At 53.0% G+C, this 18,933-nt stretch carries 20 protein-coding genes and 3 tRNA genes; 18 read left to right on the forward strand and 5 right to left on the reverse strand.

The window, feature by feature from the left end:
• Nucleotides 1–111: 111 nt before the first annotated feature.
• The 3 genes from K2184_RS00480 to dgcQ all read left to right on the forward strand — a co-directional run bounded on the left by K2184_RS00480 (nt 112) and on the right by dgcQ (nt 3,053).
• Complete coding sequence (locus tag K2184_RS00480; protein ID WP_017145618.1) at nt 112–1,023, forward strand: DUF808 domain-containing protein; 912 nt, start codon at nt 112–114, stop codon at nt 1,021–1,023.
• Nucleotides 1,024–1,098: 75 nt separating this feature from the next.
• Nucleotides 1,099–1,278, forward strand: coding sequence for a YodC family protein (locus K2184_RS00485; protein ID WP_017145619.1), 180 nt, complete (start codon nt 1,099–1,101; stop codon nt 1,276–1,278).
• Nucleotides 1,279–1,385: 107 nt separating this feature from the next.
• Nucleotides 1,386–3,053 (forward strand): cellulose biosynthesis regulator diguanylate cyclase DgcQ, encoded by a 1,668-nt coding sequence (dgcQ, locus tag K2184_RS00490; protein WP_064371987.1) that lies wholly within the window; start codon nt 1,386–1,388, stop codon nt 3,051–3,053.
• Nucleotides 3,054–3,382: 329 nt separating this feature from the next.
• Here the strand turns inward: dgcQ and yodD are convergent, their stop codons facing one another.
• On the reverse strand, nt 3,383–3,598 hold the full coding sequence (yodD, locus tag K2184_RS00495; protein ID WP_004103467.1) for a YodD family peroxide/acid resistance protein: 216 nt from the start codon (nt 3,596–3,598) through the stop codon (nt 3,383–3,385).
• Nucleotides 3,599–3,730: 132 nt separating this feature from the next.
• Between yodD and dsrB the strand changes: the two genes are divergently transcribed.
• A complete protein-coding gene (dsrB, locus tag K2184_RS00500) occupies nt 3,731–3,919 on the forward strand; it encodes a protein DsrB (protein ID WP_004103466.1) in 189 nt (62 codons plus the stop codon).
• 41 nt (nt 3,920–3,960) lie between these two features.
• On the opposite strand, the gene rcsA is transcribed toward dsrB, so the two are convergent.
• Nucleotides 3,961–4,584 carry a transcriptional regulator RcsA gene (gene rcsA / locus K2184_RS00505; protein WP_163524828.1) on the reverse strand — a complete coding sequence of 208 codons (624 nt, stop codon included), beginning with the start codon at nt 4,582–4,584 and terminating at the stop codon, nt 3,961–3,963.
• A 456-nt stretch (nt 4,585–5,040) separates the two neighbouring features.
• Between rcsA and yedD the strand changes: the two genes are divergently transcribed.
• On the forward strand, nt 5,041–5,457 hold the full coding sequence (gene yedD, locus K2184_RS00510) for a lipoprotein YedD (RefSeq protein WP_160885925.1): 417 nt from the start codon (nt 5,041–5,043) through the stop codon (nt 5,455–5,457).
• Between the two features lie 38 nt (nt 5,458–5,495).
• Here the strand turns inward: yedD and amyA are convergent, their stop codons facing one another.
• Nucleotides 5,496–6,983: an alpha-amylase gene (gene amyA / locus K2184_RS00515; RefSeq protein ID WP_004103463.1), complete on the reverse strand. Its 1,488-nt coding sequence runs from the start codon at nt 6,981–6,983 to the stop codon at nt 5,496–5,498.
• 202 nt (nt 6,984–7,185) lie between these two features.
• Here amyA and tcyJ point away from each other — a divergent pair, with 202 nt between their 5' ends.
• The 5 genes from tcyJ (at nt 7,186) to sdiA (ending at nt 11,516) form a co-directional block, all read left to right on the forward strand.
• Nucleotides 7,186–7,986, forward strand: coding sequence for a cystine ABC transporter substrate-binding protein (gene tcyJ, locus K2184_RS00520; protein WP_017145622.1), 801 nt, complete (start codon nt 7,186–7,188; stop codon nt 7,984–7,986).
• 95 nt (nt 7,987–8,081) lie between these two features.
• Nucleotides 8,082–9,068 carry a D-cysteine desulfhydrase gene (dcyD, locus tag K2184_RS00525; protein ID WP_017145623.1) on the forward strand — a complete coding sequence of 329 codons (987 nt, stop codon included), beginning with the start codon at nt 8,082–8,084 and terminating at the stop codon, nt 9,066–9,068.
• A gap of 15 nt (nt 9,069–9,083) precedes the next feature.
• The gene (gene tcyL / locus K2184_RS00530) at nt 9,084–9,752 is read left to right on the forward strand and encodes a cystine ABC transporter permease (protein ID WP_004103458.1); all 669 of its coding nucleotides are present in this window, start codon (nt 9,084–9,086) and stop codon (nt 9,750–9,752) included.
• Nucleotides 9,749–10,501 (forward strand): L-cystine ABC transporter ATP-binding protein TcyN, encoded by a 753-nt coding sequence (tcyN, locus tag K2184_RS00535; protein WP_004113836.1) that lies wholly within the window; start codon nt 9,749–9,751, stop codon nt 10,499–10,501. Before tcyL ends, tcyN begins: the two co-directional genes overlap by 4 nt.
• A gap of 292 nt (nt 10,502–10,793) precedes the next feature.
• Entirely contained in the window at nt 10,794–11,516 is a 723-nt protein-coding gene (gene sdiA / locus K2184_RS00540) for a transcriptional regulator SdiA (protein WP_163524892.1), read from the forward strand.
• A gap of 67 nt (nt 11,517–11,583) precedes the next feature.
• Here sdiA and K2184_RS00545 read toward each other — a convergent pair whose 3' ends face one another.
• The gene (locus K2184_RS00545; protein WP_004103455.1) at nt 11,584–11,808 is read right to left on the reverse strand and encodes a DUF2594 family protein; all 225 of its coding nucleotides are present in this window, start codon (nt 11,806–11,808) and stop codon (nt 11,584–11,586) included.
• A 463-nt stretch (nt 11,809–12,271) separates the two neighbouring features.
• Between K2184_RS00545 and uvrY the strand changes: the two genes are divergently transcribed.
• The 8 genes from uvrY to K2184_RS00585 all read left to right on the forward strand — a co-directional run bounded on the left by uvrY (nt 12,272) and on the right by K2184_RS00585 (nt 17,624).
• Nucleotides 12,272–12,928, forward strand: coding sequence for a UvrY/SirA/GacA family response regulator transcription factor (uvrY, locus tag K2184_RS00550; protein WP_004122102.1), 657 nt, complete (start codon nt 12,272–12,274; stop codon nt 12,926–12,928).
• A complete protein-coding gene (uvrC, locus tag K2184_RS00555; RefSeq protein ID WP_004103453.1) occupies nt 12,925–14,757 on the forward strand; it encodes an excinuclease ABC subunit UvrC in 1,833 nt (610 codons plus the stop codon). The genes uvrY and uvrC overlap by 4 nt, the downstream gene beginning before the upstream one ends.
• Nucleotides 14,758–14,814: 57 nt before the next feature.
• The gene (gene pgsA, locus K2184_RS00560; RefSeq protein WP_004113831.1) at nt 14,815–15,363 is read left to right on the forward strand and encodes a CDP-diacylglycerol--glycerol-3-phosphate 3-phosphatidyltransferase; all 549 of its coding nucleotides are present in this window, start codon (nt 14,815–14,817) and stop codon (nt 15,361–15,363) included.
• A gap of 151 nt (nt 15,364–15,514) precedes the next feature.
• Nucleotides 15,515–15,590: transfer RNA gene (locus tag K2184_RS00565), tRNA-Gly, on the forward strand.
• Between the two features lie 38 nt (nt 15,591–15,628).
• Nucleotides 15,629–15,702, forward strand: a tRNA-Cys gene (locus K2184_RS00570).
• A gap of 13 nt (nt 15,703–15,715) precedes the next feature.
• Nucleotides 15,716–15,802 (forward strand) — tRNA-Leu (locus K2184_RS00575).
• Between the two features lie 199 nt (nt 15,803–16,001).
• On the forward strand, nt 16,002–16,889 hold the full coding sequence (locus K2184_RS00580) for a dihydrodipicolinate synthase family protein (protein WP_163524830.1): 888 nt from the start codon (nt 16,002–16,004) through the stop codon (nt 16,887–16,889).
• A gap of 66 nt (nt 16,890–16,955) precedes the next feature.
• Nucleotides 16,956–17,624 carry a YecA/YgfB family protein gene (locus K2184_RS00585; protein WP_017145626.1) on the forward strand — a complete coding sequence of 223 codons (669 nt, stop codon included), beginning with the start codon at nt 16,956–16,958 and terminating at the stop codon, nt 17,622–17,624.
• A gap of 26 nt (nt 17,625–17,650) precedes the next feature.
• Here K2184_RS00585 and tyrP read toward each other — a convergent pair whose 3' ends face one another.
• Nucleotides 17,651–18,862: a tyrosine transporter TyrP gene (gene tyrP / locus K2184_RS00590; protein ID WP_004103448.1), complete on the reverse strand. Its 1,212-nt coding sequence runs from the start codon at nt 18,860–18,862 to the stop codon at nt 17,651–17,653.
• Nucleotides 18,863–18,933 lie beyond the last annotated feature (71 nt).

The following is an 18,933-nucleotide window of genomic DNA, read 5'->3' on the forward strand; positions in this document are numbered from 1 at the left end:
TTTAGTTAGCCTGCCGCGGTTAAATTTATGTTGACTAAGGACGCCAGTGGGCGAAAAAGCGCTTTTGCTTCATACTTCATGAGGAACAATCATAAATGAAGGAATGCAATTTTGGCGGGAAGTAGTCTATTAACCTTATTGGATGATATTGCCACTTTACTCGATGATATTTCGGTCATGGGGAAACTGGCGGCAAAAAAAACGGCAGGCGTATTGGGTGATGATTTATCGCTTAATGCTCAGCAGGTAACCGGCGTGCGGGCCAACCGTGAATTGCCGGTGGTATGGGGCGTAGCTAAAGGCTCATTGATCAATAAAGTGATTCTGGTGCCGCTGGCGCTGTTGATTAGCGCTTTTATCCCGTGGGCGATTACGCCACTGCTGATGCTGGGTGGCGCCTTCTTGTGCTTTGAAGGCGTCGAGAAGGTGGTGCACACTCTGCAGGCGCGTAAACATAAAGAGGATCCGCAGGTTCGCCAGCAGCGGCTTGAAGCCCTGGCCAATCAGGACCCGATGGCGTTTGAACGAGATAAGGTAAAAGGCGCGGTGCGCACAGATTTTATTCTGTCTGCGGAAATTGTCGCGATTACCCTCGGGATTGTAGCTGAAGCGCCGTTATTAAATCAGATTCTGATTTTGTCCGGCATTGCGCTGCTGGTGACGGTGGGGGTGTACGGTCTGGTGGGGATTATCGTCAAGCTTGATGATATGGGCTACTGGCTGGCGGAGAAAAGCAGTGCGCTGGCGCAGTGGACGGGGAAAGCTTTACTGGCGATTGCGCCTCGTCTGATGAAGGTGCTGTCCATCGTCGGCACCCTGGCGATGTTCCTGGTCGGCGGCGGCATTGTGGTCCACGGTCTCACGCCGCTGCACCATGCCATTGAAAATCTGGCTCAGGGGCAGAATGGCGTCATTGCCTCGCTGCTGCCAACGGCTGCAAATCTGGTGCTGGGATTCATTATTGGCGCCATCGTGCTGGCCGTGGTGAAAGCGATAGCCGCTCTTCGCGGTTCTACGAAGTAAATGTGCTATCTATCATGCAAAGTGGTTCACCTTCGTCTAAGGTAAATCTGTTTCTTCCTGATACCGGAGGCAAAAATGGTCTTGTTGGTCAGTGATGAAGTGAGACGCAAAAACGGCGGCCCCCGCATGGTCGTTACCGGATTCGCCAGCGGCATGGTGGAATGTCGTTGGTATGACGGTTACGGCGTAAAGCGCGAGGCATTTCGTGAGGATGAACTTATCCGTGGAGGAGGAGGGAAGCTGAGCCGCACCTGACCCTCCATCAGCGCCCGGCATCCGTCGGGCGTTTTCATATTGTGAATTATTTTACCAACAGGGAGCGTGGATGAAGTTTGCTTCTTTAACCGTGCTGCGAGAAAACGATGGATAAGCTGATGTGGGTGAAAAAGCTGCGCCAGATTTTAAGCCCCGGATATGTGGTTAACCTCTGTTTTTTTATCGTCTTCTGCTTCTCTACGCTGTTGATATGGCGTGAGATCAAGGTTCTGGAAGAAGCCTACGTCGCTAACCAGCGCAACAACCTTGAAAACGTGGCACATGAATTTGACAGCCTGCTGCAATTTAATATCGACAGAATGATTTTTTTTCGTAACGGCATGCATTCCGCGCTGGAGACGCCGTTAGATTTTGCCGTGCTGCGCAAGGCCGAAGAGAGTTATTTAGCGAAGCGACACGATCCGATCTGGTCAGTTGAGATTCACAATCGACGAACGCTGCCGGTCTACGGTGTTGCCGATGCCTTTATCGACGGCAACGAACTTCTTTCCCGCGACACTCCCTTTTCCGGGAACGAGCTGATGGCTACCCTTGAACTCGGTTATATGCTGCGCCTGGCCAATAACAACCGGGGTTTCGCTAAGCGTATGCTGTACGTGTCGCGCAGCGGCTTTTTTATCACCACTGAGCCGCTGAAAAATTCGACGCAGGCGCTGGCGCTCTATTCTCAGGCTACGAGCGATGCCTGGTTTACCCGCCAAACGCAGCGTAATAACCCTGCTCGCGGTATCGTATGGCAAACGGTTCCCGGCGATGAATCGCCGCGTGAAATACCGGTGATAACGGCGTCTATTCCGCTTGATTTCCAGCGTTTCTGGCTCGGTGTCCTGGCGATGGACTTCTCGGTACAGGAGATGAAGGCGTTTCTGGTCAATGCGATAAAGACGGGTGAGGAAGGCGAGTATCAGCTTTATGATAATCAACTTAATTTGATAGCTTCTTCTGCGCCGGGCAACGTGCTGACGCTGCTGTCTGCGCATGAACAGGAGATGCTGAAGCGCGCTTTTGCTGGTGAGAATCAGGGGGGGATTCGCCTGGTTACCCGTTATATCAGCTGGGAGAAGATCCGCAATTTTGATGGGGTGCTAATCCGTATTCACACTATTCAGGAGGGGGTACGCGGCGACTTTGGCAGCATCACTATTGCCCTGATGCTGATGTGGTTAATGTTCACCCTGATGTTGATGATCTCGTGGTTCGTTATTCGGCGAATGGTGCGCAATATGAGTATGCTGCAGACCTCCCTCGAATGGCAGGCCTGGCATGATGCGTTGACCCGCCTGTTAAATCGGGGGGCGTTATTTGAACGCGCCACGGCAGCTGCTCGCCAGAGCGAACGCCTGAAGCGTCCAGTGGCGGTGATTCAACTCGATCTTGATTACTTTAAAAGCGTTAACGATCGGTACGGGCATCATGCGGGGGATCGCGTGCTGACGCTGGTGGCCAGTACTATCGCCAGCCATATTCGCGAAGGCGATTTTGCAGGGAGGGTTGGCGGAGAAGAATTCTGCATCGTCCTGCCTGATACCAGACTAAAAGAGGCGACGGCCATTGCAGAACGGATCCGTATACGGGTCAATAGTCGTGAAATTTTACTCGGCAACAGCGCCTCTTTACGTATCACCGCGTCGTTTGGAGTGAGCTGCAGTGAGGATTCCAGCGACTACAGCTTTGAGAACCTGCAGTCGGTTGCCGATCATCGTTTGTATCTTGCCAAGCAAAACGGGCGCAATCAGGTATGTGCGGACGGGTGATGTATCATTTATCGTGTGAATAAAATGAATTTAAATCATCCGTTTTGGCTATTTTAGTGAGATTATTCTTAAAAACATTGAGCGATGCGCAAACGTTCGTGGAAGAATAAATAGCGAGAGTCCTTGCCTGGCGAGCGTTGCCAGCGCAGGCGGCTTTCTTGACCCCATTTTTCAATAATTTACTCCATGAATGTTTGTTGTCATGCAAAATAATTGAGGGTAATGTTTGTAGCGCATCGGATATCCTGGTGTAACGAATTTTCAAGTGCTTCTTGCATTAGCAAGTTTCATCCCGACTCCTGCGAGTCGGGATTTTTTTCGCGCAACGATCAGCGATTAGCTTCGGTAACGCTAAAGTCATGGATATCGAGTTCAAAGGCCTCGGCCAGCTCGCGCCAGGTATGGTAACCCCGGCCATCAATGCTGACGTGATGAGGATCGTCTTGCGTTCGCTGGACTTCACTTTCGCTGATTTCATTAATCGCCGCCAGCAGGGCGTCAACATCAACGCTTCCCGTGCCTTTGTGCTCTTTGGCGATTTTCATTTCGGCTACCTCGCTTAACTCAGACAGGGCTCCTTAAGTATAGACGGTCTACAAAAACAGCAGTTGCCCGGCCGGACACTGCGCGATCGGCAGTTTTGTTCTACACTGGCTCAAAAATAGAGGAGATGAGTTATGCAGGTAAACGATCGTGTCACGGTGAAGACCGATGGTGGCCCACGTCGGTCGGGCGTTGTGCTGGCAATAGAGTCGTTTAGCGAAGGGGTCATGTATCTGGTTTCGCTGGAGGATTATCCGCTGGGGATCTGGTTTTTTAACGAGCACGGCCATCCTGACGGTATATTCGTTGAGCGGGAAGAGTGATTCGCCGCGAGTGAACTGGCGGCAGCGGCCGCCAGCGTTTTTCAACGCAGGTTGACGTGAATTCCGGATGTGATGTTTTCGGTCAGGCGGACGATGTGATAAATCACCTGTTTATTGTGGGTTTGAATCTTCTTTTTAATATTGCCCTTGTGCGAGGACACGGTCTTGGCCTTAATGTTCATCTGCGCTGATATGTGCGAGGTTCCGTGTCCGGCCATCCACATCTGAAGCATATTTGATTCGGTCTGGCTTAAGGTCAGCGTGGGAATATTAATCCGGGCAGCACGATAGTTCTCATATTTAAGACGGTTGGCGAGAATGTCATCAAGGTCTTTTTCGGTCAGCGATTTCGAGCACACGAGTAAGTTTTTGCGCACCAGCAGGTAATGGTCGAAATGAATATTGGCCAGCGACATAAAGATAATGAATAGCGTGGCGGGATACTGGCTGATGATTTGTCGGACAAGCTGGTTGCTCTCTTCATGATGAATAAAACAATCTTCATTGATAAATACTACGGCAGGGCGGCTGGCCTCACACATTGCCTTCAGGTTTGACGCACTCTGTACTTCTGCGATCTCACGCTTCATTACCCCCCTGCTTGTCAGGTACCCGGTTAATCCCAGCCGGGTGAAGCTGCATAAATCCATGATAATCGTTGACATGACCCATCCTCAATCAACACGTAACGATAATTTATCCCTCGCCGACAAGCGCGATGAAGTCCATTTTGTTAGCAATTAAAACGACCGCTGCCGTGGAACCATTAGGCAGCCTGAACTATTCCTTAATATGCCCCTAATTTGCCAGGAATATTCTCAAAGTAAAGACTACAAAAGGCTATGTGGAGGAAATAAAAACATTAAATACCCGTCATATATAAGTTTGCCATTTTTACGCTTTTTTAAAATAGGATTATCCTTATATTGAGTGGTTAAAATAACGTCTTCGAATTAATGGCATTAATGGGATGGATGAGAATAACTTAACATTCCATGGCTATTTTTTGCCATATAACGCGGTGCAGGCGGGCGCTCTGCTTAGCCTGTACTCGATCCCGGAAGAGTGGCGGGCTTACCGCTTTAATGCCACAATGCTTTTTTTATCGGTTTGTGGGATGAATGATGAAAAAGATGGTACTGGCTGGCGCGCTGCTAGCCCTGACCGGGTGCGTGCAGGTTGATAGCTACAGCGATGTTGTTAAAGCGCCGGCGCCTGCAGGGCTGGAGGGATACTGGCAATCGGCAGGCCCGCAGAGTGAAATGATGAGTCCTGACGCGATAGCGAGCCTTATCGTGACCAAAGAGGGTGATACGCTTGACTGTCGACAGTGGCAACGGGTGATCGTCCTGCCGGGGAAATTAATGAAGCGTGATGATGTGATCTATAACGTTACCTCCGCGTTAGATGTCTATCCGCTTGAGCGTGAAGGCAATACGCTGCGCTACGATCGTATGACGCTTAAACGGGTGGATCGCCTTACTCCGGAGTGTGAACTGGCGTGGAAAAAAGCGTCGGCTGATAAAAGCGGACGGTAAGCTTGATGCGGGCTGAATCCTTCTCAGCCCGCGAAGTTTTATAGTGCTTCCTCAATCACCCACACGCTTACGCTGCCGCCACTACAGGTGAAAGTCCCGTTTCCTTCATCGTCGGTTTCAATAACCTCATCGCGGTTGCCGAGAAAATCTCGCCAGCGTTTATTGCGGTAATTTTCGCCCAGAGGGAGCGTTTTTTCCCCATCGTCGCCGTTGGAGAGTACGACCACGCAGCCCGGATCATCCTCGGTGCCGCTCCGGCTGAAGGCAATACAGTTCGGATGATCGAACCAGAGCGTTTGTACACCGTGGGCAAAACGCTGGCGGGCGTCGATCAGTTCGTGTAGTTGTTCGATTACCGGCATCTCAATAGCGTAGCTCTCGCCATCGCCACCGGTATCTTCATAGCTGGCGCCGAAGAGATCGGCATAAAAGACCGAGGGAACGCCGTTTTCACGCAGCAGAATCAGCGCATACGCCAGCGGCTTGAACCAGGCCTCAACCGGCGCCTCGAGCGCCTGCAGCGGCTGAGTATCATGGTTGGTCACCAGGGTGACGGCGTGGAATGGGTCGGCTTCAACCAGCGTGCCGCTGAAAATCTGGCTCATGTCGTAATCGCGACCCTGCCGCGAAGCTTCATGAAATTTCATCTGCAGAGGGGCGTCGAACAGCATCGTCTTGCCGTCAACCATGGCGATATACTGCTGAAGCTTATCAACTTCGTGCGACCAGTATTCCGCGACGATAAACAGCGGTTTTGTCGCCACCTCCTGGACGTGTTCGATCCACTCTTTATAAAACCAGGCGGGGATATGTTTAACCGCATCAAGGCGGAAGCCATCGCACCCGGTCTGCTCCATTACCCAGCGCGCCCAGTATTTAATCTCCTCGGTAACCGCCCGATTGCGAAAATCGATATTTTCGCCCATCAGATAGTCGAAGTTGCCCATTTCATCATCGACCTGATCGTTCCATCCGTCGCCGGTGTAGTCATTGACGAGTTTAAACACGCCATCTTCATCAGGATTCTCTATATGATCGATCCCGCTGAAGCACTTATAGTCCCAGATGAATTCAGAGTATTTACCGGCGCGGGCGGGGAAGGTGTAACGCGTCCAGGCCTCGCACTCAATAATCTCATCAGAGATTTGCGTACGATCGTTTTGATCAACGCGCTGAATGCGTACCGGCTCTTTTTCATCGGCCCCCATTTTGTGGTTAACCACAACGTCAAGCAGCACGGCGATATCGTGCTGGCGCAGCGCGGAGATTGCGGCAAGGAGCTGGTCTTTATCGCCATATTTGGTGGCGACTGAACCTTTTTGGTCAAACTCGCCGAGGTCAAACAGGTCGTAGCAATCATAGCCGACAGAGTAGCCGCCGGAGGCGCCCTTGTAGGCAGGAGGCAACCAAACCATGTTGATGCCGATTTCGTTAAGGTTTGGCGCGAGGGCTTCGACTTCACGCCATAATTCGCCGCCGGTTGGGTAGTACCAGTGAAAGCACTGCAGTAACGTGGGGTTTTTCATCTTCCTTGCTCCAGACGTCATCAAGCTGACCATTGCAGTATGAGAGATATCCAGCAAAACGGAGATGTTTTCGATACGTTTTCGCTATGCCCTAAACGGCACCATATATAATAATTCGGAATAAGATGTAGCATATCGATGTTGGTGACTGAGGCTAAACGCCTTACACTGCAGCAAAATATCACTCTGTTAGGGGTATCTAATGAAATTAGCACTTCTGGGTCGTCAGGCGCTGATGGGCGCAATGGCCGTCGTTTTAATGGCTGGCGTCAGCGCAAAAACCTTTGCGGCTGAAAACCTGCTTAATCAGGTCAAAGAGCGTGGCACTTTACGCGTGGGTCTGGAAGGGACTTACCCGCCGTTCAGCTATCAGGGAGATGACGGTAAGCTGACCGGTTTCGAGGTGGATTTTGCCAACGAACTGGCGAAACATCTGGGCGTAAAGGCTGACCTTAAGCCCACCAAGTGGGACGGCATGCTGGCTTCGCTGGATTCTAAACGTATCGATGTCGTGATAAACCAGGTCACCATTTCCGATCAACGTAAGAAAAAATATGATTTCTCGACGCCCTATACTGTTTCAGGGATTCAGGCGCTGGTGAAAAAAGGGAACGAGGGCGTGATTAAAACCGCCGCTGACCTGAAAGGTAAGAAAGTCGGCGTGGGTCTGGGCACCAACTATGAAGAGTGGCTGCGTCAGAACGTCCAGGGCGTCGACATTCGTACTTATGATGATGATCCGACGAAATATCAGGATCTGCGCGTGGGCCGTATCGACGCCATCCTGGTTGACCGCCTGGCGGCGCTGGATCTGGTGAAGAAAACCGGCAATACCCTTGCCGTCACTGGTGAAGCCTTCTCCCGCCAGGAATCCGGCGTCGCGCTGCGTAAAGGTAACGAAGACCTGCTGAAAGCGGTTGATGGCGCCATTGCAGAGATGCAAAAAGATGGCAGCCTGAAGGCGCTATCGGAAAAATGGTTTGGCGCTGACGTCACGAAGTAACGGTCGGCGGTGAAAAAAGGCGCTCCTGATAGCGCCTTTTTTTATTTCGCGCCTCACAGCGTGCATAATTAAGGATAATTCAGTCAGGAGGTTTTATGTCACTGCAAAATTTAACCCTTTTCCCGCGTCTGGAGCTGATCGGCGCGCCGACGCCGCTTGAATATCTGCCGCGCCTTTCCGATTATCTCGGTCGTGAAATCTTCATCAAGCGTGATGACGTCACCCCGCTTGCAATGGGTGGTAATAAGCTGCGCAAGCTTGAGTTTCTCGCGGCTGATGCGCTGCGGGAAGGTGCGGATACGCTGATTACCGCCGGAGCCATCCAGTCGAACCATGTCCGTCAGACGGCAGCGGTGGCGGCAAAACTTGGCCTGCACTGCGTGGCGCTGCTGGAAAACCCAATGGGTACCCGGGCTGAGAACTATCTGACTAACGGTAACCGATTGCTGCTTGATCTGTTCAATACCCAGGTCGAAATGTGCGACGCGCTGACCGATCCTGATGCTCAGCTGGAAGAGCTGGCGACCCGCATTGAAGCTCAGGGCTATCGTCCCTACGTGATTCCGGTGGGCGGTTCGAACGCGCTGGGCGCGCTGGGCTATGTGGAGAGCGCGCTGGAAATTGCTCAGCAGTGCGAAGGGGCGGTTGAGCTTTCCTCCGTGGTCGTCGCATCCGGCAGCGCCGGTACGCATGCCGGTCTTGCGGTGGGACTTGAACAGCTGATGCCAAATGTCGAGCTTATCGGCGTAACGGTATCGCGCAAAGTAGCCGACCAGCTGCCAAAAGTCGCCGCGCTGCAGCAGGCGGTGGCAAATAGCCTGGAGCTGGAAGCAAAGGCCGGTATCCAGCTATGGGATGATTACTTTGCGCCGGGTTACGGGATACCGAACGACGAAGGAATGGCGGCGGTCAAGCTGCTGGCGCAGCTGGAAGGTATCCTGCTGGATCCGGTCTATACCGGAAAGGCAATGGCCGGACTGATTGACGGTATCAGCCAGAAGCGCTTTAAGGATGAAGGCCCAATCCTGTTTGTTCATACCGGCGGCGCGCCTGCGCTGTTCGCCTATCATCCTCATATCTGATGCAGAACACATAGAATGCAAGAGAGTATCCAACTGGTTATCGATTCCGCGCCTTTTCTACTGAAGGGCGCGGTATTTACGCTACAGCTCAGCATCGGCGGCATGTTTTTTGGCCTGGTGCTGGGGTTTATTCTGGCGCTGATGCGCATGTCACCCGTCTGGCCGATTAAATGGCTGGCGCGGATGTATATCTCCATCTTTCGCGGAACGCCGCTGATTGCGCAGCTGTTTATGATCTATTACGGCTTGCCGCAGTTCGGTATTGAGTTGGATCCTATTCCCGCAGCGATGATTGGCCTGTCTTTAAATACCGCGGCCTACGCGGCAGAAACGCTGCGCGCGGCGATCGCCTCCATTGATAAAGGGCAGTGGGAGGCGGCGGCGAGTATTGGTATGACGCGCTGGCAGGCGATGCGCCGCGCGATTCTTCCGCAGGCCGCGCGGGTGGCGCTGCCGCCGCTTTCCAACAGCTTTATCAGCCTGGTCAAAGATACCTCTTTGGCCGCGACTATCCAGGTGCCGGAGCTGTTCCGCCAGGCTCAGCTAATCACCTCGCGCACGCTGGAAGTTTTCACCATGTACCTGGCTGCTTCGCTGATTTACTGGGTAATGGCGACGGTGCTTTCCACGCTGCAAAACTATTTTGAAAATCAGCTGAACCGCCAGGAGCGTGATCCAAAATGAGTGCGATTGAAGTAAAAAACCTGGTGAAAAAATTCCATGGCCAAACGGTGCTTCACGGTATCGACCTTGAGGTTCAACAGGGCGAAGTGGTGGCGATTATCGGACCCAGTGGTTCAGGGAAAACCACGCTGCTGCGCAGTATTAATCTGCTGGAACAGCCGGAAAACGGTACCATTCGCGTCGGCGACGTGACCATCGATACCGCGCGCAGCCTCGGTCAGCAAAAAGCGGACATCCGCCGTCTGCGTCAGCATGTGGGCTTCGTGTTTCAGAACTTTAATCTTTTTCCCCACCGTACGGTGATGGAGAACATCATTGAAGGGCCGGTGATCGTCAAAGGGGAGGATAAAAATGAATCCATCGCCCGGGCGCGTGAGCTGCTGGCCAAGGTGGGGCTTACCGGTAAAGAAAACAGCTACCCGCGTCGTTTGTCCGGCGGGCAGCAGCAGCGCGTGGCAATTGCTCGCGCGCTGGCGATGCGCCCCGATGTCATCCTGTTTGATGAACCAACCTCGGCATTGGATCCCGAGCTGGTGGGGGAGGTGCTGAACACCATACGTCAGCTGGCGCAGGAGAAGCGTACGATGGTTATCGTTACCCATGAGATGAGCTTTGCCCGCGACGTAGCGGACCGCGCTATTTTTATGGATCAAGGGCGTATCGTTGAACAGGGAGACGCGAAATCTCTTTTTGCCAATCCTCAGCAGGCGCGTACCCGCCAGTTCCTCGAAAAATTTCTGATGCAATAATCTTAGTGCCCAGGCCGCTTCCGCTAAGGCTGAGGGGAGCGGCCTGCTAAACGACGCTTAACCGAGTTTCGGTAAAAGTTAAAAGTCCAGCCTCAGGACATAATCAACGCCGATATATCTGTCAAGGTTTTGTGCCACAACTGCGGGCATACTTTTCACGCATCAGGCGCTGTTGCCAGTCGCCATCTAATAAATGCGATGGCTACCATATTTTATACATATAAGCAGGATTTATGTGTTAGTTTTATGTATTTATAATAATGATTATCACTCAGGAGTTATTTGGTCAGTTATGAGGGACAGTGATTTTTTCAGCTGGCGGCGGGAAATGCTGCAACAATTTCAGTCAGCTTCTGCAGGCGAAGGAGTTTTTCATCTACTCCAGCAGCAGGCACAAGCGCTGGAATATGACTACTTCGCGCTCTGCGTACGGCATCCCGTGCCTTTCACTCGCCCCAGGGTAACCCTGCAATCGACCTATCCTCCGGCCTGGATGTCGCATTATCAAGCCGAGAATTATTTCGCGATTGACCCTGTACTGCGCAAGGAGAATTTCCTTCGCGGGCATCTACCCTGGAACGATAAGCTATTCCACGACACCCCTGAATTATGGGACGGTGCGCGCGATCATGGCTTACGCAAGGGGGTAACGCAGTGCCTGACGCTGCCTAACCATGCACACGGATTCTTATCCGTCTCAGGAACCAGCCACAGCCAGGGGCCCTTTGAGGAAGATGAACTGGAGATGCGCTTAAGAACCCTGACCGAACTGAGTCTGCTGACGCTCTTGCGGCTGGAGGACGAAATGGTTATGCCGCCGGAAATGAAATTTAGTCGACGTGAACTGGAGATTTTGAAATGGACAGCGGAAGGCAAAACCTCGGCTGAGGTCGCAATGATTCTGTCTATCTCAGAAAATACCGTCAATTTTCATCAGAAGAATATGCAGCGAAAATTCAATGCGCCAAACAAAACGCAAATTGCCTGCTACGCGGTAGCGACGGGATTAATTTGATCTTATAGGTTGTTCTGCGTGCCAGACGTAAGACCGGCTGTTAGTCATACCTTCAGCCGGTGAATCATTACTGACGATATGCCTGCTTAATTTGCTTAACGGTGCTGGAGAATACGGCAGCCTGAGCCACATCTTCCATCTGCGCAATTTGCTTTTCCATTTTAATAATCACTCGGCCTGCATCCGCCTGACCCATGGCCTGCAGCATCAGCGTCATCATCGCTTTCAGGCACGAAACTTCCTGTGCCAGTTCTTGATTATTTTCCGCAGTGGAAAAATCTGGTGTGCTCATCGATATCCTCGTTTGCTTTCTGCGCAAATGCGCATGTCTAAAAGTGAAGGCGGCGCAGTATACCACAAGCAAAGGAAAAAAAAGGAGTGCTTGGTTTTCGTTCTCTCATTTGAATGGTGAATGTTTTAATTGGCTGAATAATACGTAATCATGAGATGTAAGCAGCTTAATTTTTTCCATGACGCCGTTTCACTGTTAATATTTGTTACATATTCAGGCGCGTATTTCTCATCTACGCAGAGTGTTGTGTTTTTACGTAATCTGTGTGATGAATGTTAAAAAACAACCGTTTCGCAACTCTATGTTAAGTATGGCTTTCCAGCAGGTGTGCAGGCAGATTTCCATAATTGCCTAAGAAATCTTTTCCAGGACATTTTTTGACTTTTAAAGTTACGCTAAAACCCGGTAATATGTAGGAGATAAGCTATCAGTGGCGTTATCCCTAATTCTGGAGAATATTCCTTTGATCAACGTCCTTCTTGTTGATGACCACGAACTAGTGCGCGCAGGGATACGACGCATTCTGGAAGATATAAAAGGGATTAAAGTTGCCGGCGAGGCCTGCTGCGGTGAGGATGCCGTGAAATGGTGCCGCGCAAATCCCGTTGATGTAGTCCTGATGGATATGAACATGCCGGGAATCGGCGGCCTTGAGGCTACGCGAAAAATTGCCCGTTCCGTTGCTGATGCCAAAGTGATTATGCTGACCGTGCATACGGAAAATCCGCTGCCGGCGAAAGTCATGCAGGCCGGCGCCGCTGGCTACCTCAGTAAAGGCGCTGCGCCGCAAGAGGTAGTCAATGCGATTCGCTGCGTGGCTTCGGGTCAGCGTTATATCGCATCCGATATCGCTCAGCAGATGGCGCTCAGCCAGATTGAACCGGAAAAGGCCGAATCGCCGTTTGCCAGTTTGTCTGAGCGAGAATTGCAGATTATGCTAATGATTACTAAAGGTCAGAAGGTCAACGAGATCTCAGAGCAGTTAAATCTGAGTCCCAAGACCGTGAACAGCTACCGCTATCGCATGTTCAGTAAATTGAACATTCACGGCGATGTGGAGCTGACGCACCTGGCAATTCGCCATGGCCTTTGCAATGCGGAGTCGTTAGCAAGTCAGTGAGTGATGTTTTTGATGCAAAAGCTTTCCTGAAAACCGTAACCAGCCAGCCGGGCGTCTATCGTATGTATGATGCTGGCGGTACTGTTATCTATGTAGGCAAAGCAAAAGATCTGAAAAAGCGGCTTAGCAGCTATTTTCGCAGCAACCTGGCTTCGCGTAAAACCGAAGCGCTGGTGGCGCTTATTGCCCAGATTGACGTTACCGTGACCCACACCGAAACGGAAGCGCTGCTGCTTGAGCATAACTATATTAAGCTTTATCAGCCGCGCTACAACGTGCTGCTGCGCGATGATAAATCCTACCCCTTTATTTTTCTTAGCGGCGATACGCATCCCCGCCTGGCGACGCATCGCGGAGCCAAGCATGCGAAAGGCGAATATTTCGGTCCGTTCCCCAACGGCTACGCCGTTCGCGAGACGTTAGCGCTGCTGCAAAAGATCTTTCCTGTCCGCCAGTGCGAAAACAGCGTTTATCGCAACCGCTCGCGGCCGTGCCTGCAGTACCAAATTGGCCGTTGTCTCGGGCCATGCGTTGCCGGGCTGGTGAGTGAGGAAGAGTATGCCCAACAGGTCGACTACGTACGCCTGTTCCTGGCGGGTAAAGACGATCAGGTACTGACTCAGCTGATTACCCGCATGGAAAAAGCCAGCCAGGCGCTGGAGTTTGAAGAGGCTGCGCGGATCCGCGACCAGATTCAAGCCGTCCGTCGGGTAACGGAGAAGCAGTTTGTCTCCAATACCGGGGACGATCTCGATGTTATCGGCGTGTCGTTTGATGCCGGAATGGCTTGCGTCCACGTGCTGTTTATACGCCAGGGGAAAGTCCTTGGCAGCCGCAGCTATTTCCCCAAAGTGCCGAATGGTACCGAACTGGGTGAAGTGGTGGAAACGTTTGTCGGGCAGTTCTATTTACAGGGCAGCCAGATGCGGACGCTGCCGAGCGAGATCCTGCTGGATTTCAACCTCGGCGACAAAACCCTGCTGGCGGATTCGCTCTCAGAACTGGCCGGACGCCGGGTTAACGTACAGACCAAACCTCGCGGCGATCGCGCCCGCTATCTGAAACTGGCGCGGACTAACGCCGCGACGGCGCTGACCACCAGGCTTTCTCAGCATTCAACGATAACTCAGCGCCTGCAGGCGCTCGCGACGCTACTCAAACTCCCCGCCGTTAATCGGATGGAATGTTTTGATATCAGCCATACGATGGGCGAACAGACCGTCGCGTCGTGCGTGGTTTTCGATAGCAACGGACCGCTGCGTGCGGAATATCGCCGCTACAATATCACTGGCATCACGCCCGGGGACGATTATGCGGCAATGAATCAGGTGCTTCGTCGTCGCTACGGCAAGGCAATAGAAGAGAGTAAGATCCCCGATGTCATCCTGATCGACGGCGGTAAAGGCCAGCTTGGCCAGGCGAAAACGGTCTTTGCCGAGCTGGACGTGCCGTGGGATAAAAGTCATCCGCTGTTATTAGGCGTGGCAAAAGGCAGCGATCGCAAAGCGGGCCTGGAGACGTTGTTCTTCGAACCGGAAGGCGAGGGCTTTAGCCTGCCGCCGGATTCCCCCGCGCTGCATGTCATACAGCATATTCGCGACGAGTCGCACGATCACGCCATTACCGGCCACCGTAAAAAACGGGCAAAAGTAAAAAGCACCAGCACGCTGGAAACCATCGAAGGGGTGGGGCCAAAACGCCGACAGATGCTGCTGAAATATATGGGTGGTCTGCAGGGACTGCAGAAGGCCAGCGTCGAAGAGATTGCGAAAGTACCGGGTATATCTCACGGTCTGGCAGAAAAGATCTTCTACTCGTTGAAACATTAGGGGCTCTGTAGCAACATAGGGCTAATTTTTACTTACAACAGATAGTTACCCGTTACCATGCAATTTAATATCCCTACGTTGCTTACTCTGTTTCGCGTCATTCTTATTCCATTCTTTGTACTGGCGTTTTATCTCCCGTTTAGCTGGGCTCCTTTTGCCTGCGCGCTGATTTTCTTCATCGCGGCGGTGACCGACTGGTTTGATGGCTACCTGGCGCGTCGCTGGAATCAGAGCACTCGTTTCGGCGCTTTCCTTGATCCGGTTGCGGACAAAGTCATGGTGGCGATTGCGATGGTGCTGGTGGCCGAGCATTATCATACCTGGTGGGTAACGTTACCGGCCGCTACGATGATCGCGCGCGAAATCATCATCTCCGCGCTGCGCGAGTGGATGGCTGAACTGGGTAAGCGCAGCAGCGTAGCGGTATCATGGATTGGTAAAGTAAAAACCACGGCCCAGATGGCGGCGCTGGTGTGGATGCTGTGGCGGCCAAATATCTGGGTTGAATGGGCGGGGATTGGGCTATTCCTCGTGGCGGCGGTGCTGACGCTGTGGTCGATGCTGCAATATCTGAACGCCGCGCGCGGGGATTTGCTTGATCAGTGATCGTTTCGGCGCAATTTTCAGCAAACAACACAAGGTTTTGAAAAATATCGTTGACTCATTGCGCCAGGTAAGTAGAATGCATCGCATCGAACGGCAGCACAGTCTGGCAGACGATAACAAAATCAACTAATTAGCAAATTAGCTTGATGATGCGGGAATAGCTCAGTTGGTAGAGCACGACCTTGCCAAGGTCGGGGTCGCGAGTTCGAGTCTCGTTTCCCGCTCCAGTTTAAGACATCGGCAGTTGCGGGTGTTAAAGCATTAAGGCGCGTTAGCAAAGCGGTTATGTAGCGGATTGCAAATCCGTCTAGTCCGGTTCGACTCCGGAACGCGCCTCCAATTTCTATCCCGAGCCCGGATGGTGGAATCGGTAGACACAAGGGATTTAAAATCCCTCGGCGTTCGCGCTGTGCGGGTTCAAGTCCCGCTCCGGGTACCATTGGGATAAAGCAGAATAATCAAAGCAATAAGCAGTGTCGTGAAACCACCTACGGGTGGTTTTTTTGTTTTTGTCCCTTATGAAAAACCGCTTCAGCGCTACCTCGCGATCGTCGGGTACATTTTGTCATAGGACAAAATACTTTTCTGTTGCTATTATCTGCCAGCACTCAATCATTATCTCAATAAGTGGGGATGAAATGTTCACTGGCCTCTGCGCTTTTCCTCTGACTCCGTTACATCCACATGGCGTTGATGAAACGGCATTTGCCCGAATAGTCACTCGTCTCGTCGAATCTGAGGTCGATTCCCTCGGCGTACTCGGCTCCACCGGAAGCTATGCCTGGCTTAGCCGTGAGCAGAGAATGCAGGTGGTGCGCCAGGCAAAATCGCATGCAGGACCCATTCCGTTGATGGTCGGCATAGGGGCGCTGGGGACCGATCAGGTTCTCCGTCTGGCTGAAGACGCGCAGATGGCAGGCGCCAGCGCGCTGCTTCTGCCAGTAATGGCTTATCAACCCCTGACAGACGTGGAGATTTTGACTTTTTACCAGACCGTCACCCAACAGGTCTCCGTCCCCGTCTGCGTTTACGACAATCCCGTTACCACGCATGTGACGACTTCGGATGAACTTAAAGGCGCGATCGCCGCGCTACCCGGGATCGCCTCAATTAAAATCCCCGGCCCCGCGAAAAATGAAACCGTCCGCCGGATTCAGAGCCTGCGGCGCCAGCTACCGGCAGGGGTGAGTATTGGCATTAGCGGGGACGCCTGCGCGGCCGATGGCCTGAATGCCGGCTGCGAAGTCTGGTATTCGGTGTGCGGCGGCCTTTTCCCGCAGGTCGCCAAAGAGTTAACCGCGGCGGCAGCGCGAGGGGACGCTGAGCAGGCGACGGCAATCAGCGCCAGGCTCGCGCCGCTGTGGATGTTATTCAGTAAATATGGTGGCAGCCTGCGAGTGACCGCCGCAGCGGCAAGTATCCTCGGGCTGTGCGGGGAGGATTGCTTACCGCGACCGCTGCTCCCGCTTTCGTCGGATGCCTTTAGCGAAATTGCGGAAACACTTCGCACGCTGAAGCTCCTGTAGCCGGGTAGTTTTCTTTCGCTATTTCCGCTACTGTAAGCGCCATTTTTTACGACGATGAGCCTGTTTATGAAAACTGGACCCCTGAACGAAAGCGAAGTGGAATGGCTGGATGATATCCTGTCGAAATACGCGGTAGAAGGCACCATCATGGATGTTGCTGAACTGGATGGCCTACTGACGGCCATACTCTCCGGGCCGACCGAGATTGAGCCCGCGCAGTGGCTGATTGCTATCTGGGGCGGAGCGGATAATGTGCCGCGCTGGGCCAACGATCGCGAGCGGGATCGCTTCGTCAACCTGACGCTGCAGCATATGAGCGATATTGCCGAGCGTTTAAGCGACTATCCCGATCAGTTCGAACCGATGTTCGGCAGCCGGGAAGAGGAGGGGCAGGAGCTCACCATTGTTGAGGAGTGGTGCTTTGGCTATATGCGCGGCGTGGGATTAAGCGACTGGTCAGGTCTGCCTGCCGAGCTGCAGGCAGAGCTGGACGCCATCGCTCTGCACGGTACCGAAGAGCGCTTCGAGGCGCTGGATGAACTATCCGCGGAAGAGTTTATCGCCAGCGTTGAGCGAATTCGTCCTGCGGCCCTGGCGCTTTACAACTACTGGACTGAGCACGCTCAGCCCGCACAAGTTCAGCAGCCCATCAGGAATGAGAGCAAGGTTGGGCGCAACGATCCTTGCCCGTGCGGCAGCGGTAAGAAATATAAGCAGTGCTGTTTAACGAAATAACATCAGGGGCCGAATTGGCCCCTTTTTTATCCCACCGCCGGCAGTAATCCTGCGACTATCGCAAACTGAATCACTACGATAGCGATCCCGCAGAGCAGGACAAGCCACAGCGCCGCTGAACCGCCTGCGACCCGCCACGGGGCATCAGGGTGCTGTTGGCGGCTCTTCATTACCAGCAGCGAAGGCAGCATGAGCGCGAGCACGGCCAGCGCAACGCCCGCATAGCCTAACGCCATCACGAAGCCACGCGGATAAAATAGCGCGAAGGCCAGCGGAGGCAAAAAGGTAATCAGACCGCTCTGTAGCCGTCCACCGGCGCTGTTCTGGCGTTGAAACAGATCGGCCAGATAGTCGAACAACCCAAGCGCCACCCCGAGAAATGATGTCGCCAGCGCCAGGTCGGCGAACAGATGGACCGCCAGCTCAACGTGCGACGATGCCACCACTTCACGGATGGCCTCCAGCAGGCCATTGAGCCCGGCATTCTGCGCCAGCAGCGCGGTAAACGCAGGAGAGTCAATGCTGCCCAGCGTCGCCAGCTGCCAGAAAATATAGGCGACCAGAGGAATAAAGCTTCCGATGATAAATACCCGGCGCAGCTTGCGAATATCGCCGCCCAGGTAGCTCACAATACTGGGTATGCTGCCGTGAAAACCAAAGGAAGTAAAAATCACCGGAATGGCCGACAGCGCCAGCCCCTGCTGTAGCGGCAGAGTCAGCAGGTTTATCTGGTGAATGTGCGGCAGCAGAAGCGCGAGCATGATGGCGAGGAAAATAATCTTTGCGCTGAATAAAAAGCGGTTAAAAAGATCGACCAGCGAAGTCCCGATGCAGACGACCGTCCCACCGATAGCGGTAAAGATCAGAACGCCTGCCGCAGGAGGCAGCGTCCAGTCCAGCCACTGATTGAGGCTTGAGGCCAGCAGTTCGCCGGCGCCGCTGATATAGGCTGCCGTGAGCGCGTAAAGCAGAAACAGCATGCAAAAGCCGGTTGCCCATTGCCCGTATCGGCCCAGATAGCGTGCCGCCAGCGAACCCAGACCCATGTCGGCCGGCACGTGCTGATAGACTTCCAGCAGCAGCAAAGCGGTATAACACATTAGCGCCCAAAGCGTTATCAGCAAAGCTAACGTTACGCCGAAACCTACGCCCGCCGATGCCAACGGCATGGCTAACATCCCTGCGCCGATGGTGGTGCCGGCGACGATTAAAATACTACCCAGAGTGCGGTTCTTCACGCTTTTCACTATCCATTACGGCATTCACAATTCATTATGCCGCGCAGAGTATGTGAAATCAGTCGCTTCGT

This window comes from Klebsiella sp. K5-306, assembly GCF_051835185.1.
Classification (GTDB): Bacteria; Pseudomonadota; Gammaproteobacteria; order Enterobacterales; family Enterobacteriaceae; genus Klebsiella; species Klebsiella oxytoca.

Excerpts from the sequence above, each read along its gene's own strand:
- K2184_RS00485 (WP_017145619.1), top strand. The coding sequence starts at position 1,099 with ATGGTCTTGTTGGTCAGTGATGAAGTGAGACGCAAAAACGGCGGCCCC.
- dgcQ (WP_064371987.1), top strand. The coding sequence starts at position 1,386 with ATGGATAAGCTGATGTGGGTGAAAAAGCTGCGCCAGATTTTAAGCCCC.
- yodD (WP_004103467.1), bottom strand. The coding sequence starts at position 3,598 with ATGAAAATCGCCAAAGAGCACAAAGGCACGGGAAGCGTTGATGTTGAC.
- dsrB (WP_004103466.1), top strand. The coding sequence starts at position 3,731 with ATGCAGGTAAACGATCGTGTCACGGTGAAGACCGATGGTGGCCCACGT.
- rcsA (WP_163524828.1), bottom strand. The coding sequence starts at position 4,584 with ATGTCAACGATTATCATGGATTTATGCAGCTTCACCCGGCTGGGATTA.
- yedD (WP_160885925.1), top strand. The coding sequence starts at position 5,041 with ATGATGAAAAAGATGGTACTGGCTGGCGCGCTGCTAGCCCTGACCGGG.
- amyA (WP_004103463.1), bottom strand. The coding sequence starts at position 6,983 with ATGAAAAACCCCACGTTACTGCAGTGCTTTCACTGGTACTACCCAACC.
- tcyJ (WP_017145622.1), top strand. The coding sequence starts at position 7,186 with ATGAAATTAGCACTTCTGGGTCGTCAGGCGCTGATGGGCGCAATGGCC.
- dcyD (WP_017145623.1), top strand. The coding sequence starts at position 8,082 with ATGTCACTGCAAAATTTAACCCTTTTCCCGCGTCTGGAGCTGATCGGC.
- tcyL (WP_004103458.1), top strand. The coding sequence starts at position 9,084 with ATGCAAGAGAGTATCCAACTGGTTATCGATTCCGCGCCTTTTCTACTG.
- tcyN (WP_004113836.1), top strand. The coding sequence starts at position 9,749 with ATGAGTGCGATTGAAGTAAAAAACCTGGTGAAAAAATTCCATGGCCAA.
- sdiA (WP_163524892.1), top strand. The coding sequence starts at position 10,794 with ATGAGGGACAGTGATTTTTTCAGCTGGCGGCGGGAAATGCTGCAACAA.
- K2184_RS00545 (WP_004103455.1), bottom strand. The coding sequence starts at position 11,808 with ATGAGCACACCAGATTTTTCCACTGCGGAAAATAATCAAGAACTGGCA.
- pgsA (WP_004113831.1), top strand. The coding sequence starts at position 14,815 with ATGCAATTTAATATCCCTACGTTGCTTACTCTGTTTCGCGTCATTCTT.
- K2184_RS00580 (WP_163524830.1), top strand. The coding sequence starts at position 16,002 with ATGTTCACTGGCCTCTGCGCTTTTCCTCTGACTCCGTTACATCCACAT.
- K2184_RS00585 (WP_017145626.1), top strand. The coding sequence starts at position 16,956 with ATGAAAACTGGACCCCTGAACGAAAGCGAAGTGGAATGGCTGGATGAT.